We start from the raw sequence: 14,858 nt of genomic DNA on the forward strand, positions 1-14,858 counted from the left end.
GGCCTGCGCCGGATGGGTTGCACCGTGACGGCTGTCACGACGGCGCCCTTGAAAGACCACGCGCGACGCCACGCGCAAGACGCTCTCATAGAACGGGCCAGGGATCATAACATTCAATTGCATAACACGCAGCCGCCGCCCGCTTACCAGCGTGTCCGCGCGACCACCCTAACAACCACGGTTAAGAGAGTTTTACCGAATCCCCTCTATGCAGAACGGGCAAGTTGATCGAATCCCGGCCCCCCGGGAGGACGCTGGCCTGCGAAAAGGGACATCACATGATCGCTCTGACGGCAAAAAGCCGGCACAAATCGAGTCGCGCCACGCCAACCAGCATTCTGCTCTGGGCGCTTCTGCTCGCCGTCATTTGCGGCGCGATCGACCTTGGCGAGCCGCTGGAGGATCTCTTCCGCGGTGGCCGCAACATGATTCGCGCCCGGCCCGCCGATGGCAAGATCGTGGTGGTGGGGCTGGACGAGAAGACCTTCCAGCGTTTCGACACTTTGAAATTCTCGCGCAAGGTCGATGGCAAGCTTATCGACAAGCTTGTCGCCATGGGTGCCCGCCATGTCTATTTTGACCGGGCCTACGCGGAACCGTCCTCACCTGCCGATGATGAAGCCTTTGCCGAAGCCTTGAAGCGCAACCGCGGCAAGGTTTCCCTGGGTAGTATGAGCGCTTCGGGCAACAGCGTAGGTGCCATGACCACCTATATCTTGCCGATCCCTCTCTTCCGTCAAAATGGTAATCTGGTCCTGCTCAACGGCACAACCAAGCCCTTTTCGCTTTCCGCAGAATTTCCCTACCAGGGAATCGTGGATGGCAAGACCGTCCGCTCTCTCGCCTCAGATCTGTCCAATCGCTCTGGCCCCACGGGAACACTGTTTCGCCCTGATTGGTCGATCCAGATGCGAACCGTTCCCACGATCAGCTTCATTGACGTGATTGATGGCAAGGTTCCGGCCTCCCAGGTGCGCGGCAAGGACATTCTGGTCGGCTGGACCTCGGTCAGGCAGCTCGACATGCATGGCATGGCCGGACAGGGCTGGATGCCGGGAGTCTATTTTCTTGTCGTGGCAGCACAGACGCTGCGTGAAGGCATTCCACAGAACTGGGGCTGGATTCCCGCCGTTGCCATCGCGACGGCCTTTGCCGCCCTGCTGCTGCGCTGCCGCCAGCGCCGGATGGCCGGGCTGGTAACGGCGGGAGCAATGGCTGTGCTGCTGGCAGTGCCGTTCATCCTCGATGCCCATTTTATCACCGCCGATTTCCTGCCTGCCTACCTGCTCTTCGGCATTGTGGCCTATCGCTCGATGATGCTGCGCGAGATCAGCCGGGCCCAGCGGCTGCATGCAGGCACGCTGCTGCCCAACCTCTCGGCGCTGCGTGAAGAGCCTCAGGCCACCGAGAAGCCTTTGGTGGCGATGCGCATCCGCAATTATGCCGCGATCTGCTCCAGCTTCCCCGAGGCGATCGAGACCGATCTGATCAACGAGCTGGTGCGCCGCCTGTCGCTGCCCGGCCACCGCAATGTCTTCTATCAGGCTGAGGACGTCATCTACTGGCTGGCCCCGCGCCTGCCTGCCGACGAATTGGCGGATCATATCGAGGGCCTTGCCCGCCTGATCGAAACGCAGATGATTCTCGGCACCCGCAAGATCGACGTGCAGGTCTCCTTCGGCCTCGACGATGAGTATGATCGCACCGTCACCAACCGCATCGCCAGCGCCCTGCTCGCCGCGGACCGCGCCGCCAGCCGCAACCAGCTGTGGCGCTTCCATCAGTCGGACAGCGAGGGCGACACCAGCTGGCAGCTGTCGCTGGTCGGCGAAATGGACAATGCGCTCGATCAGGGTGACATCTGGGTGGCCTATCAGCCGCAGTTCACCATCGACGATCTGCACATCATCGGCGCCGAGGCACTGGTGCGCTGGCAGCATCCCGAGCGTGGCTCGATCTCGCCCGAAACCTTTGTGGGTGCCGCCGAAGCACATAACCGCATCCTGCGCCTGACGCTCTATGTGCTGGAGCGCGCCACCAGTGATATGCTGCGCATCGTGGGCAAGCAGGCCGGTTTCCGCCTCAGCGTCAATCTCTCGGCCACGCTGCTGGACAATCCCGAGCTGGTCGCGCGCATCGCTGGCGTGCTGGCGACCACCGGCTTCCCGGCCTCAAGCCTGACGCTGGAGCTGACCGAGACCGCCCAGATCACCGAGAACAACAAGGCCAGCACCACGCTGGCCCAGCTGGCCGAGATGGGCATCCAGATTTCGATCGACGATTACGGCACCGGCAATGCCACGCTGGATTACCTCAAGAGCTTCCCCTGCGACGAGGTGAAGATCGATCGCAAATTCGTCACCCATCTCACCACCGATGAGGATGACCGCCTGATGGTCGAATCGACGATCGCTCTGGCGCACCGTCTGAACCGCCGCGTGATCGCCGAGGGCATCGAGGATCGCCCCACGCTGGACCTTCTGCGTCAGCTGGGCTGCGATATCGCCCAAGGCTACCATCTGGGCCGGCCGATGAAGTTTAAGGATTTGGTGACCATCGTGTTCCCTTCCAGGACACCACGCGCCGCCTAAAGGTTAACACGCGTTTACCACTTGCGTTTGGTTTACAACCAGTTAACGTCGCCCTTGCCGGAACCGTCTCCGGTAGGTCATGTTTTCTGGGAGCGTTACCATGACGAACAAGAAGCCTGCTGCCCGCAGCATCTGGGACAGCCTCGGCAATTTCTTCGGCACTTCCGACTAATCGGAAACTGCTGAATTTGCTGAATAAAAAGACGGCCTTGGATCACCTCCAAGGCCGTTTTCATATCTGATCCGGGGTGGAGACAAAGCCGGGCTCCATTCCGTGGCGAGCCCGCCAAACTGGTCAATTAGGGACGAATCCGGAAGCCATTTATGAAGGGCGCAATCATCAAGTTATAGGTAAATATACCCATTCCTTAACGCCCTTTCTTATCCCGCCGTCGCAAACCGGCCCGTCCCTGACAGCCAGCGGTCGATTGCATCGTAAACCTGCTTCACCGTGTCGCCATATTGGCCCGGCGTTTTTTCGCAGGGCTTGCAGGGGGTGTAGACATGAGTCGCCCCCTCCACGAAAAAGATCGAGCGGTCCCTCGCAGGTGAGCGTTCATACAAGGTCTCAGCCGCCAGATACTCCCAATTCGCCGTCATCCCCATCACCAGCGTAGGCACATGGATGCCCGTGATGTTGCCCGGCGTGTTCGACCAGCTTGACGACCAGTCGATCCCCCGCACGCCGCTTTCATCATAGCCGTAATCGGGCGTGGTGCGAATGGCATAGGTCATCAGATAGTTGCGCAAGGTGGTCTTCATCGCGCCCTTCACCATGCTGCCCGTCACCGACTGGTTGTTGGCGGGCACGCGCACCGTATGGACGATCTGTGTGGTGATGCTGCCATCGGGATGGATCAGTGGCCATGGCTTCTTCGTATGCGACATCAGCCGCACATCCTGAGCAAAAAGCTTGTTGTTCCAGCCCAGCAGGCTGGCACCCGGCACGAAATAGGGCTCGTCATCGGCGAATTGCCCCTCGCCCGCTTTCACCACCGCCATGCGCTTCAGCGCCGTATCGATCAGCCGGTTGTTGCGCGCGCCCTCGGCCTGCTGGAAGCGGACGACAAAGGCCTGCGGGAAGGTCGATCCCCCGGGTTTGAAGCCATTGGCCGGATTGAACAGATCGAGCGCGGGATCGAGCTTGAGCGCATGCCCCTCATCCGTCACAGCGGGATCGATGCTGAACAGAGTCATGGTGGAAAGGCCCCAATTGGCATCCACCGCCATAAAGCCATCCGCCTTGGGCAGCCCGGCCAGCGCATCGGAGCATTTGAAAATCTTCTCCGCCCCCTGACAGGTCGCCACCCCGCCCTCGGCGATCATCTGATAGGCGCTCATCACCGTGGCGCCGCCGCTATGCCCCATCAGCACCACATGTTTTACCTCGGGCAGGCTGCGCAGATAGGTCACCGCCGCCTTGGCATCGAGCAGCACCCGCTCCAGCGAGCCCTCATCGAAACTGCCGCCCTTGCCCGTGCTGTTGTTGGCGCAAAGCACGCGATAGCCGCGCTGAGCCAGCTGGGTGCAGGCCGAAAAGCTGAGATAATCGCCCGCCGAATGCATGGCGAACACAGCAATCGCCGCCTTCGTCCCGGGGTTCACCGGCTCATACAGCACGCCGGGCACGCCCTGCGCCAGATGGACGAAGCTGGTCTTCACCCCCGACGGCAGAGCGGGCGGATAGGCTGGCCCCTGCCGCACCGGGGCCTCCTGTGCCTCTGCTGAAGGTGCCGCCGATACAGCCAGCATCAAACCGGCCAGCGCCACCGGCGCCAGCCTTCCTTGTCGAAACATCCTCATGGTAACCTCTTTTCTTGCGAAGCTTCAGCGATGGGCGGCGAAGGTCACGCTCACCGGATGGCTCATCTTGAGATGGTGGCCGGTGTCGCTCACCTTGCCGGTGGCAGGATCGATCTTCAGCACCGCCACATCGTCGGACTGTTCATGCGCCACCAGCATCCAGCGGCCATCGGGCGAGATGCCGAAACCCCAGGGATAGGAGCCACCCGTCGGCACGCGCTGGATCAGCGTGGGCTTGCCGCTGGCCTTGTCGAGCGTGTAAACCTGAAGGAAGCTCTCCGCGCGGTTGCCGATATAGAGGAAGCGCCCATCGGCACTGGTGGCGATCTCCGAGCCCGAGCCCTCGCCCTTCAGATCGGGCGAGCTGATCGACTGGCGATCCACTTCGGTCAGCTTGCCTGCCCTGGCGTCCCACGCCAGCGTCGCAACATCCGCGACCAGCTCATCAAGCAGATAGACGAAACGCCCATCGCCCGAGGCCGCCATATGGCGCGGACCGCTGCCCGCAGGCGCCACGAAATCCTGCGCCTCGCCCGGCTGAGCCTCCCGCGCCTTATGCGTCGCGGGATCGAAGGGATAGACATAGACCCGGTCGGTCCCCAGATCGGCCACCAGCGCGAAATGGCCCCCCGGAGCAATCATCGCCGAATGGGCATGGGCGCTTTTCTGGCGCTTGTGCGGGCCCGAACCCTTTTCCACCGTCAGCGAGGCCAGCGGCCCCAGAGATCCATCCTTCTCAATGCCGATGGTCGTCAGCGATCCGCCGCCGTAATTGGCCGCCGTGATCGTCATGGACTTGGGATCGAGCGAGAGATGCGTGGTGCCGCCCCCGCCCGCATCGACCTGGCTGATCTGGGTCAGCTTGCCGCTCTTTTCGTCGACGCGATAGGCGATGACCATGCCATTGGTCTTGCCGTCATTGCCCAGCTCATTGGCGACATAGAGCACCGGCAGGCGCGGATGCATCACCGCCCATGTCGGCCGCCCCGGCGAGGCGACCGGGCCGATCAGCGTCAGATCGCCGGTCCTGCGGTCGAACCGCGCGGCGGTGATGTCCGTGCCATGCTGCCCGAAATAGACGATCTCGCTCGTAGGGGCTGCCGCAGGCCTGGCCACAGCCGGCCCGGCCATCGCCAGCATCATGCCCAGCCCCGAAACCGTGATCTTCCAGAAATTGCCCATGGCCTGTCCTCTTCCTTGCGCCGCCCGTGGCCGACGCCCTCTTCTCATGCGGGCAGGAGTTTAGGAGCCGCAAGCGCGATCCCGCATCGAAAAGACAGGCAGGGTGATCGCTTTACCGCTCAGCCCGGCGGGACATCGAATTTCCGCGCCGCGCGCAGCTCCGGAAACATCCGCGACCATGCCAGCGCCACCACCACAGCCCCCACGCCGCCAAACACCACCGAGGCCACCGGCCCCATCAGCGAGGCAAGAAAGCCGCTCTCCGCCTCGCCCAACTCGTTGGAGGCGGAGATGAACAGGGTGGAGATCGCCCCCACCCGCCCGCGCATCTCATTGGGCGTATGCAGCTGCATCAGCGACTGGCGGATCACCACCGAAACCATATCCGCCCCGCCGATCACCACCAGCGACAGGATCGAGAGCGGCAGCCAGCGCGACAGGCCAAAGCCCACCGTGCCCAGCCCGAAGATCGCCACCGCCACCAGCATCGCCCCGCCCACCTGATTGCGGATCGGCCGCCAGGCGAACCACACCGCCATGGTCAGCGCGCCCACCGCCGGGCTGGCCCGCAGCATGCCCAGCCCCTGAGGCCCGACATGCAGAATATCACGCGCATAGGCGGGCAGGATTGCCGTCGCCCCGCCCAGCAACACCGCGAAAAGGTCGAGCGAGATCGTCCCCAGCAGTAGCCGGTTGGTGAAGACATAGCTCAGCCCCTCGCGCATCTGCGCGAAGGGATGGGCCGTGCTGCGCTCGGCAGCGTTCATGCGGATGCGGATGGCGATCAGGCAGCACACCGAAACCAGCAGCAGCACCGCCGCCTGCCCGAAGGCGTAACCCGGCCCCACCGCATAGGCCATGCCGCCCAGCACCGGCCCCAGAATAGCCCCCGCCCGGCCCGCCATCGCATTGGTGGCAATGGCGCGCGGCAGCACCTCTCGCGGCACCAGATTGGGCGCCAGCGCATTCATCGAAGGCATGTAGAAAGCGCGAAACACGCCCAGCGCCGTGGACACCAGATACAGCACCACCAGGCTGACCGAGCCGCCAAAGGCCAGCACCGCCAGCAGCACCGCCCCCAGCCACTGCACCATCAGCGAGCCGCAAGCCACCAGCCTGCGGTCCACCCGATCCGCCACCAGCCCGGAAATCGGCGTGAGCAGCAGCACCGGCAGGAACTGGAAAAAGCCGATCAGGCCAAGGCGGAAAGCCGATTCCTTCACACTCATCGTCAGACGCGCGACATCATACACCTGCCAGCCGATCGAGAGCACCATGCTGCTCTGCGCCAGCATGGCGAAGATTCTTGCGACCCAGAACAGGCGGAAATCGCGATAGGCAAAGGGAAAGGTGCTGTCAGTCACAGGCGGTTCCTGAAGCCGGACGTGCCGCGGGGCAAGATGGAAAGGTTGTGGGAGGTATTAAAAAGGGAAATGCGAGGGGGTTACCCCCTCGCGCTCCCATGACGTCTTCCGACGCATGGGCAGTGGCGCCGAAATGCCGCGTCTCGGCTCTCCACCTGCGCAAGGCAAGGCGCCGCAGGGAAGAATGCCCCGGTGCCTCATGATCGATTAAAAGCCTGCGGCGCGGCGACCTTGCTCCAAGGCCGAACCCGAAGCACCACGTAGACATTCATGGGAGCGCGAGGGTGTAACACCCTCGCATTCTCCACTTCCCCTTGAATCCAAAAAAGCCCCCGCCTTGTGAGCGGGGGCCAGGGTGGAGAGCTTTATCCCAGATTGCCGGTCGTTTCGTCGAACAGCTCATCCACCGACAGCTTGCGGGGAATGATCTTCTGCTCGAAGGCCCAATCGATGGCCAGTTGCAGGCCCTTTTCATTGGCCGCGCGGCCCATCGGCGGGAAGGGATCGGGCACGCCACCTTCGGTCAGGTCGCGGCTTTCCTGGATCATGCGGTAGAGTTCGCGCACCACATCGGGGCGGTTTTTCGAGATGTCCTCATGCACCACGAAGATGTGGTTGATGGGCACGACGCCCTCGCGCGCGAACCAGTCCTTGGCGGCATTGAAGGGATCGGGGACAAGGCGCTCGACGCGCGGGTCCTTGGGCAGATCGACACCCTGAAGCGTGGCGGTCAGTTCTCCGTCGAGCATCATCTGGCCGATGTCGGAGCCCTTGGGCAGGCGCTCGCAATTGGCGGGGTCGGTGTATTCCAGCAGATGGCCCTCGCCCACGGTGCACCAGGTCACCTTGTCGAGATCGACGCCATACTCGTGCTGCAGAATGCCGCGCACCCACAGGCCGGTGGTCTGGGCATAGGTCCGCACGCCCACGCGCTTGCCCTCGATGTCCTTGGGGCTGACATGGCCAAGCTCGCGGTTGAAGCCCGCGCAATGGTGCTGGAAGCGGCCCGAGATGGGCGCGGGCAGCATCACATAGGGCTTACCGTAGCACTTGGCCTGCAGATAGGTGACGATGGCCAGCTCGCCGCAATCATAGGCGTTTTCGCGCAACATGGGCTTGAAGCCATTCTGCGCCGGGCTGGGGCCGCAAATGTCCAGCTTGACGATTGGCGAGGTGACGCGGCCCTCGCGCAGCGCTTTGGTAACGGGGTATTCGTCGATGTTGGCGCGCAGCGTGAGCACGTCTTGCGTGGTGTCGGTCATGAACCTCTTCCCTTTGTTTTACAGACAGACTTCGATGAGTGCCGGGCCGCTCTCGCCCACGGTGCGCACCATCTGGGCGTAGAAATCCTCGGCGGTTTCCACGCGCACGCTGGGCACGCCCATGCTGGTACCCATGGCCACCCAGTCGATCTTCGGATCGCCGATGTCGATCATCGCCAGCGCCTGAGGGCCCGGAGCGCCAAAGCCCATATTGGCATATTCGCTCTTGAGGATCTGGTACGAATGGTTGGCGAAGATGATGGTGGTGACGTTCAGGCTTTCACGCGCCTGAGTCCACAGCGACTGGATGGTGTACATCGCGCTGCCATCGCCCACGATGGTGAAGACGCGGCGGTCCGGGCAGGCCACCGCCGCGCCCGTGGCGACAGGCGTGCCATAACCGATCGAGCCGCCCATGTTCTGGATGGTGTCATGCGGCAGGGCGCCCGCCGTCAGCCCCATGGACTGGCGGCCTGTGGTCAGCGATTCATCGACCAGAATGCAGTGTTCGGGCATGGCGGCGGCCAGCGCATGGGCGATGCTGGTGGGGTCCAGCTTGCCCTGAGGCACAGGCGTTTCGATGCGCGGCTGCAGGATCGGCGCGGACTGGCGCGCGCCCAGAGCATCCAGCAGCATCTCCAGCGCCTTGGCGCTGTCCTCGCCGGTTTCGGAGAGGGTATGTACGGCGGCATCGGGATGCTTGAGCAGGCTGGGCGAGCCGGGATAGCTGAAGAACGCGATCGGCTCGGTGGTTTCCAGCGTGATGATGTGGCGGAAGGGCGCCAGATATTCGAGCGCCGCCGGGACGAAATAGGGAATGCGCTCCAGCGGAGCCCGGCCAGCGCCACGCTCGATACGGGCGGTGAAGAATTGCGTGGCGATGCGCGCACCGGTCGCAGCAGCAAGGCGCCCGGCCAGCTCGACAGCGGGGCCATGGGTGGCCAAACCGGCGAGGATCACCAATACCGGCTCGCTGGCGCCCTTGATGGTGCGGGCGATATGGTCGATCCGCTCTTGCGAGGGGGCGGGCGGCTCGGGCAGTTCGACAGGGAAGTTGGGCACCTCGCCTGCGTCGCCCCAGCTGGTGTCACCCGGCAGGATCAGCGTGGAAATCTTGCCCGGACGCGCTGCGGTGACGGCGCGATAGGCGTCATAGGCCAGTGTTTTCGCGGTATCCGTGCGGCGCACCCAATGGCAGAGCGGGCGGGCCAGACCCTCGATATCGGACTTCAAGGGCGCGTCATACTTCAGGTGATGCGTGGCATGCTCACCGATGATGTTGACCATCGCGCTGCCCGCGCGCTTGGCGTTGTGAATGTTCGACAGGCCATTGGCCAGACCCGGCCCCAGATGCAGCAGCGTGGAGGCCGGCGTGCCCTTCATGCGGTAATAGCCATCCGCCGCGCCCGTCGCCACGCCCTCATACAGGCACAGCACGGAGCGCATCGCGGGGTTCTCCAGCGCGGCCAGAAAATGCATCTCCGAGGTGCCCGGATTGGCGAAGCAGACGTCCACCCCCTGCGCAACCAGCGTGGTGACAAGGCTTTCCGATCCGTTCATGCGTCAGCTTCCATGTTCCAAAGGCGTTGAAACCACCATCGGGGGGAGCGGGCGTTCGCTCCAATCGAAACGAACGATATTGTGATCCGATTTGGGTTTCAGGGAAGGGAAGATGCGAGGGGAAAGTGGTTCCGAAACCAAGCGGCCAGCCTCCCCGCCAGCACGACAAAAGGCGCCGCAGGCAAAAAAGCCCCGGCGCCTTCCCATCACTTAAAAGCCTGCGGTGCGGCGACCTTGCCCCGAGGCCGAACCCGAAGCGCCACGCCGACACAATATGGGAGCGCGAGGGTGTAACACCCTCGCATGTCCCTTTTCTTCCAAACCTTAATAGCCGGCCATTTCCCGCGCCGCGCCCACGACCCCGAAGGACCGCACCGGCGCGCTCATCAGGAAGCCATAGCCTTCCGAGATCAGGCGATCGACATTCTTGGCGTTGGTGTGCGGGTTGCCGACCACCACATTGTGCTTCTTGCAGGTGGCGACGATCTGATCCATCGCGGCCTTGACCTCGGGGTGCTCATACTGACGGGGGAAGCCCAGCTCCTGCGACAGGTCGCCCTCGCCGATCAGGCAGAAGCCGATGCCGGGCACGTTGGCCAGCATATCGTCGAGGTTCTCGATGGCCTCGGTGCTTTCGATCATCAGGCCGACCAGCAGCTCGCCATGGGGGGCCAGCGGCCAGACATCGGCCTTGTCGTAATATTCGGCCTGAGTCAGGCCCCAATAGCGGGCAGCGGTGGCCGGGCCATCGCCGCGTACGCCCTTGGGCTCGTACAGAGGTGCGTTCTTGGGGCGGGCGTAGCGGCAGGCGGCCACAGCGTTCCAGGCCTGCTCCACGGTCTTCACATGGGGGGTGATGATGCCATAGACGCCGCGATCCAGCGCCTGCTTGGCCTGCCACTGGTCCATCTCGCCGCCATTGGAGGGGATGCGCACCAGCGGGGTGACGGCGGGAGCCACGGTGCCCGCCTTCAGGATCTGCTTGCGGTTGAGCAGATACTGCAGGAAGTCACCCAGAGCGCTCATGTCGAAGGGATTGTGCTCCATTTCGACCACGAGGCCGTCATAGGGGCTGTCCGAGAGATCGATGGCGCTCTGCTTGTCGGATTTGGCGAAGCAGGTGTAGGCGGGCTTGCCGGATTCAAAGGCGCGGATGATGCCGTTCAGGCGGGTGCTCATGGGGATATCGTCCTTGAAAGGGGGAGGCCGGGCGCGCGGGGCGGCCCGGCCGGAATGGATCAGGCTTCGGGCGCTTTCCAGTACATGAAGCCCATGCCCTCGCCCGTGCCGGCTTCGGTGCGCCAGCAGGGCACATAGTCCACCAGCCTCATCTGCGCGCCGGTGTGCTGAAGCGCCATCATCACGATGGAGTAGATCTTCACCTCGGAGGTGCCCGACTGGAACCAGCTGTCATCGATGGCCGAGAGGCCATCGTAATCATAGGCGGCCAGCTTGCCCATCACGTCGCGGTCGAACTCTTCATCGTTCACGAAATGCGTGAGGCCGCCGCTGGCGATCACCGCCACGCGCACATCCTCGGGCCAGGCCTCGATGGCCTCGCGCAGCACGCGGCCGAACTGGATGCAGCGCGCCATCGAAGGCTGCGTGGGCGGGTAGAACAGGTTGAACAGCATGGGCACATGGCGCGGCACATCGTCGCCCATGATCTGGTGGTAGACGAAGCTGTAGGCATGCGGCACCACCGGATAGTCCGGCTTCATGCCCTGGCGCTGGGCCATCCAGACGTTCTCGGGCCAGGCCTGAAGGTCGTTGAGGTCAAAGCCCTCCTGCTGGAAGGTCTTGATCAGATAGGTCGCGAAATCGGGATAGGCCTGATGCACCACATGATGGTCGGGCGCATAGACCGGGCGCTGCGGCGGGCCATTGTGCACATCCTCGCCGGTGTAGATGGTGATCGAGGGGGACTGATCGGGCCAGATCTCCTTCTGGTCCTTGCCCAGCACGATGGCCACGTCGACCTTGGCGTCGCGGTAAGCCTGAGCCATGTCATCAAGCGCCTTGCGGCAGCGGTCCGCGCGTTCGGTGCGCTCCTCGATGGTCAGGAACGGCTCGAAAGCCTTGCCGCGCAGCGCTTCCAGCTCGGGATAGGTGTAGGTGCGGCCCTTGAACCACAGCTCCTTGTTGTTGCGGTCACGCTCGCCGTTGGTCAGCCAGTCTTCCGGCTTCTGCCCCAGCATGCCGCTGTGCGGCACAGCCATGCCAAATACGATCTTAGCCATGCGAGTCCTCTTCAAATGTCTTCGTGGGATGCCGGGGGCAAGGCCGACCTAACCGTTGGAGCGGATGCGAGGCCAATCCATTCTTGTCTCACAGCGATTGCATCAGGGTGATTCAAGGGAAAGGAAAAAGGGAACAGCAGGGGTGTTACACCCCTGCACCCCATAACGTCTTCCGGCGAAACGGCTGCGTTTCCCACACGGTGCGCCCCACCTCTCCACCTGCGCAACAAAAAGGCGCCGCAGGCAAAAAGCCCCGGCACCTTGCTGTCGTTTCAAAGCCTGCGGCGCGGCAACGTTGCCCTGAGGCCGAACCCGATGCACCACGCCGACAAAACATGGGAGCGCGAGGGGGTAACCCCCTCGCATTTCCCCTTTCCTTCTTCAAACCTCACTCAACTTGGGCGCCCACTCGGGCCGCAGCAGAATCCATGTCGAGGCCGCGCCCAGCAGCAGGAACACGAAGATCACCATCATCGGCAGATCGTACCCCCCGCTGACCGAGAGCAACCAGCCCGACAGCGACGCCGAAACTCCCCCCGCCAAGGACGTCGCCACCTGCTGCACGCCCGTCACCAGCCCGACAGCGGGCTTGGGAATCAGCGTCAGGCGGCACAGGGCCAGGTTGTTGGCCGTGGCCAGCCCCAGCGCCGTCAGCGAGAAGACATTCCAGAACAGCGCCACATTCAGCGAGGAGGAGTAAGCCCCCAGCAGCACCGTGCAGCCGCCGAAGAAACCGGCGATGATGAAGGTCTTGCGCACCAGCACCGGGTCCTTGCCGCGAGCGATGAACTGGTCGGCGGCCCAGCCCGCGATCATGGCCATGATGGCGATGCCCGCAAAGCTGAAGAAGGTGTAGAGGCCTGATTTAGCTAGAGAAAGTCCGCGCTTTTCCACCAGATAGGCAGGCATCCAGGTCATGCAGTAGAAGGTGAAATAGCCGTAGCAGAAGTTGGTCAGCATGCCGCCCCAGACGACGGGGCTGCTCAGCGCGGCGCCCAGCGTGATGCCGCCGGCCTTGCGGCCGATCTCGGCGCGGGCTTCGGCTTTGGGCATGTCATCGGGCACCAGGAACATCCAGCCCAGCAGCCAGATGATGCCCACCACCGCCATGGAGATGAACATCGCCCGCCACGAATAGTTGACGATCAGCCACGCCGCCGCCGGAGCGCCGATGGCCGGGCCGAACTTGTTGCCCATGGCGAAGATGCCCACGGCCAGACCGCTGCGGCCTTCCTCGAAATTGTTGCGAATCCAGCGGTAGCTGGCGGGGATCACCACCGCCTCGGCCACGCCGACCAGCAGGCGCATCAGGAACAGCGCGCCCAGCACATTGATCATGCTGGTGAAGAAGGACACCGCGCACCACAGCAGGAAGAGGATGGCATAGGGGCGCTTCACGCCATAGCGGTCCACGATCCAGCCCATCGGCACCTGAGCCACGCCATAGGACCAGAAAAACGCTGAATTGATCCAGCCGCGCCCCACGTTGGAAAGCGCGAATTCCTTCACAAAGCCCTTGTCGGCAATGGCCGAGCCGATGCTGGTGCGATCCAGAAAGGAGATCAGCACGCCAAGCGCCAGCAGAAACAGAATCGCCCAGCGCGCCGCGGCGGAGAGGTCTGACGATGCCCTGACCGCGCCATCAGGCGCCGCAGGTGTGGTGGAAGTCGATGCCATGAACCCTCTCCCGGGTGTGTCTTGCGGTGTTATGCGACCCTTGGAAGGGGCCGTGCCATCTGCGTGGCGCGGCCCCTCGTGCCCGATCAGGCCAGCGAAGGATAGAGTTTTTGGGCGGTCTTGCCGAAGACCCAGGCGCGGTCCTCATCCGACAGGGTGGACAGGCGATCTTCCGCCGTCGCCTTGATCTCGGAGAGCGTGCCGGGCGAGGTCGGGAAATTCGAGCCCCAGGCCAGACGGTCGGCGCCGAAGGTTTCCACCACCTTGGGGAAGAAGGTTTCGGCGCTGGCCTCGCCCTTCTTTACATCGCCCATGATGCGCGGCGTCAGCTTCATATAGACATTGGGCAGATCGGCCATGTCCCACAGGCTCTGTGCATTGGCATAGGGCGGGCCGTCCAGCACATCGGGGCGGGCCAGATGGTCAAGAATGATGTTCACATTCTTGAAGCGCGTGGCCAGATCGCGCACCTGAGGCAGGCCGATGGGGCCGGTCTGGATGCACATGGGGATGCCCAGTTCACCCAGCAGCTCCCACGCGGGATAGGCTTCGGGGTTTTCCAGCTCGGTCGGGTCGAAATCCTTGGTCGAGCCGCCGGTGAAAATGCGCAGGCCCTTCAGGCCCTTGCCGACCCAGTCCTTGATCGTGGCCACCGCATCGGGCGCCGCCACATCCACGCTGCCCACCGCGATCAGGCGGTCCGCATACTGGTTGCAGCCATCGACCACATAGGCATTGTCAAAGCCATAGGTGGTGGAAGAATGCACCACCGCCGCCTTGGCCACGCCCGCCTCATCCATCGCGGCAATCAGCGCCTCGACGGTGTTCGGGCGCTCCTGCGACCAGTCCGAGCGCTTGCCGAACAAGGGCGCGGGCGGATAACGCGTCTCGTCATCCGAAATGATGTGCGGGTGGATATCGACATACTCAAAAGCCATCGCGGCCAATCTCCCCTCACCGGCGCGCTGGCCGGGGTGTTCCTCAAAAGCGCATTTACGTTCGCGCGATCGCCGAGCGCCGGGAAGTCGATGTTGGGGCTGGAGTCATAAGTTTGGTTGTTCGGAGGGAAGGGGTTTGGGCGTTTGAAGGGGGTTGGAAGAGAAGAAGCGAGGGGGTTACCCCCTCGCGCTCCCATGACGTCTCCCGACATTGAGGTTGGTGGCATCCTGGCGGTGCGCA

General features: G+C 63.4%; 10 protein-coding genes. 1 reads left to right on the forward strand and 9 read right to left on the reverse strand.

The window, feature by feature from the left end:
* Window positions 1-278: 278 nt before the first annotated feature.
* Window positions 279-2,591 carry an EAL domain-containing protein gene (locus HGK27_RS15650; RefSeq protein ID WP_206241730.1) on the forward strand — a complete coding sequence of 771 codons (2,313 nt, stop codon included), beginning with the start codon at window positions 279-281 and terminating at the stop codon, window positions 2,589-2,591.
* Between the two features lie 381 nt (window positions 2,592-2,972).
* Here HGK27_RS15650 and HGK27_RS15655 read toward each other — a convergent pair whose 3' ends face one another.
* The 9 genes from HGK27_RS15655 to HGK27_RS15695 form a co-directional block, all read right to left on the reverse strand.
* Complete coding sequence (locus HGK27_RS15655; RefSeq protein WP_206241732.1) at window positions 2,973-4,394, reverse strand: alpha/beta hydrolase family protein; 1,422 nt, start codon at window positions 4,392-4,394, stop codon at window positions 2,973-2,975.
* Window positions 4,395-4,418: 24 nt separating this feature from the next.
* On the reverse strand, window positions 4,419-5,576 hold the full coding sequence (locus tag HGK27_RS15660; RefSeq protein WP_206241734.1) for a lactonase family protein: 1,158 nt from the start codon (window positions 5,574-5,576) through the stop codon (window positions 4,419-4,421).
* A 119-nt stretch (window positions 5,577-5,695) separates the two neighbouring features.
* Window positions 5,696-6,940, reverse strand: a complete 1,245-nt coding sequence (locus HGK27_RS15665; protein ID WP_206241735.1) for an MFS transporter — start codon at window positions 6,938-6,940, stop codon at window positions 5,696-5,698.
* 365 nt (window positions 6,941-7,305) lie between these two features.
* Complete coding sequence (locus HGK27_RS15670; protein WP_206241737.1) at window positions 7,306-8,202, reverse strand: type 2 periplasmic-binding domain-containing protein; 897 nt, start codon at window positions 8,200-8,202, stop codon at window positions 7,306-7,308.
* A gap of 18 nt (window positions 8,203-8,220) precedes the next feature.
* Entirely contained in the window at window positions 8,221-9,762 is a 1,542-nt protein-coding gene (locus tag HGK27_RS15675) for an acetolactate synthase large subunit (RefSeq protein WP_206241739.1), read from the reverse strand.
* Window positions 9,763-10,086: 324 nt separating this feature from the next.
* Window positions 10,087-10,941 (reverse strand): HpcH/HpaI aldolase family protein, encoded by an 855-nt coding sequence (locus tag HGK27_RS15680; protein ID WP_206241741.1) that lies wholly within the window; start codon window positions 10,939-10,941, stop codon window positions 10,087-10,089.
* A gap of 59 nt (window positions 10,942-11,000) precedes the next feature.
* On the reverse strand, window positions 11,001-12,002 hold the full coding sequence (locus HGK27_RS15685; protein WP_206241743.1) for a DODA-type extradiol aromatic ring-opening family dioxygenase: 1,002 nt from the start codon (window positions 12,000-12,002) through the stop codon (window positions 11,001-11,003).
* A 381-nt stretch (window positions 12,003-12,383) separates the two neighbouring features.
* Window positions 12,384-13,679, reverse strand: a complete 1,296-nt coding sequence (locus HGK27_RS15690; RefSeq protein WP_206241745.1) for an MFS transporter — start codon at window positions 13,677-13,679, stop codon at window positions 12,384-12,386.
* 86 nt (window positions 13,680-13,765) lie between these two features.
* Window positions 13,766-14,617: an amidohydrolase family protein gene (locus tag HGK27_RS15695; RefSeq protein WP_206241747.1), complete on the reverse strand. Its 852-nt coding sequence runs from the start codon at window positions 14,615-14,617 to the stop codon at window positions 13,766-13,768.
* Between the last annotated feature and the right edge of the window lie 241 nt (window positions 14,618-14,858).

Origin of the sequence: Novosphingobium terrae (assembly GCF_017163935.1) — a bacterium.
Classification (GTDB): Bacteria; Pseudomonadota; Alphaproteobacteria; order Sphingomonadales; family Sphingomonadaceae; genus Novosphingobium; species Novosphingobium terrae.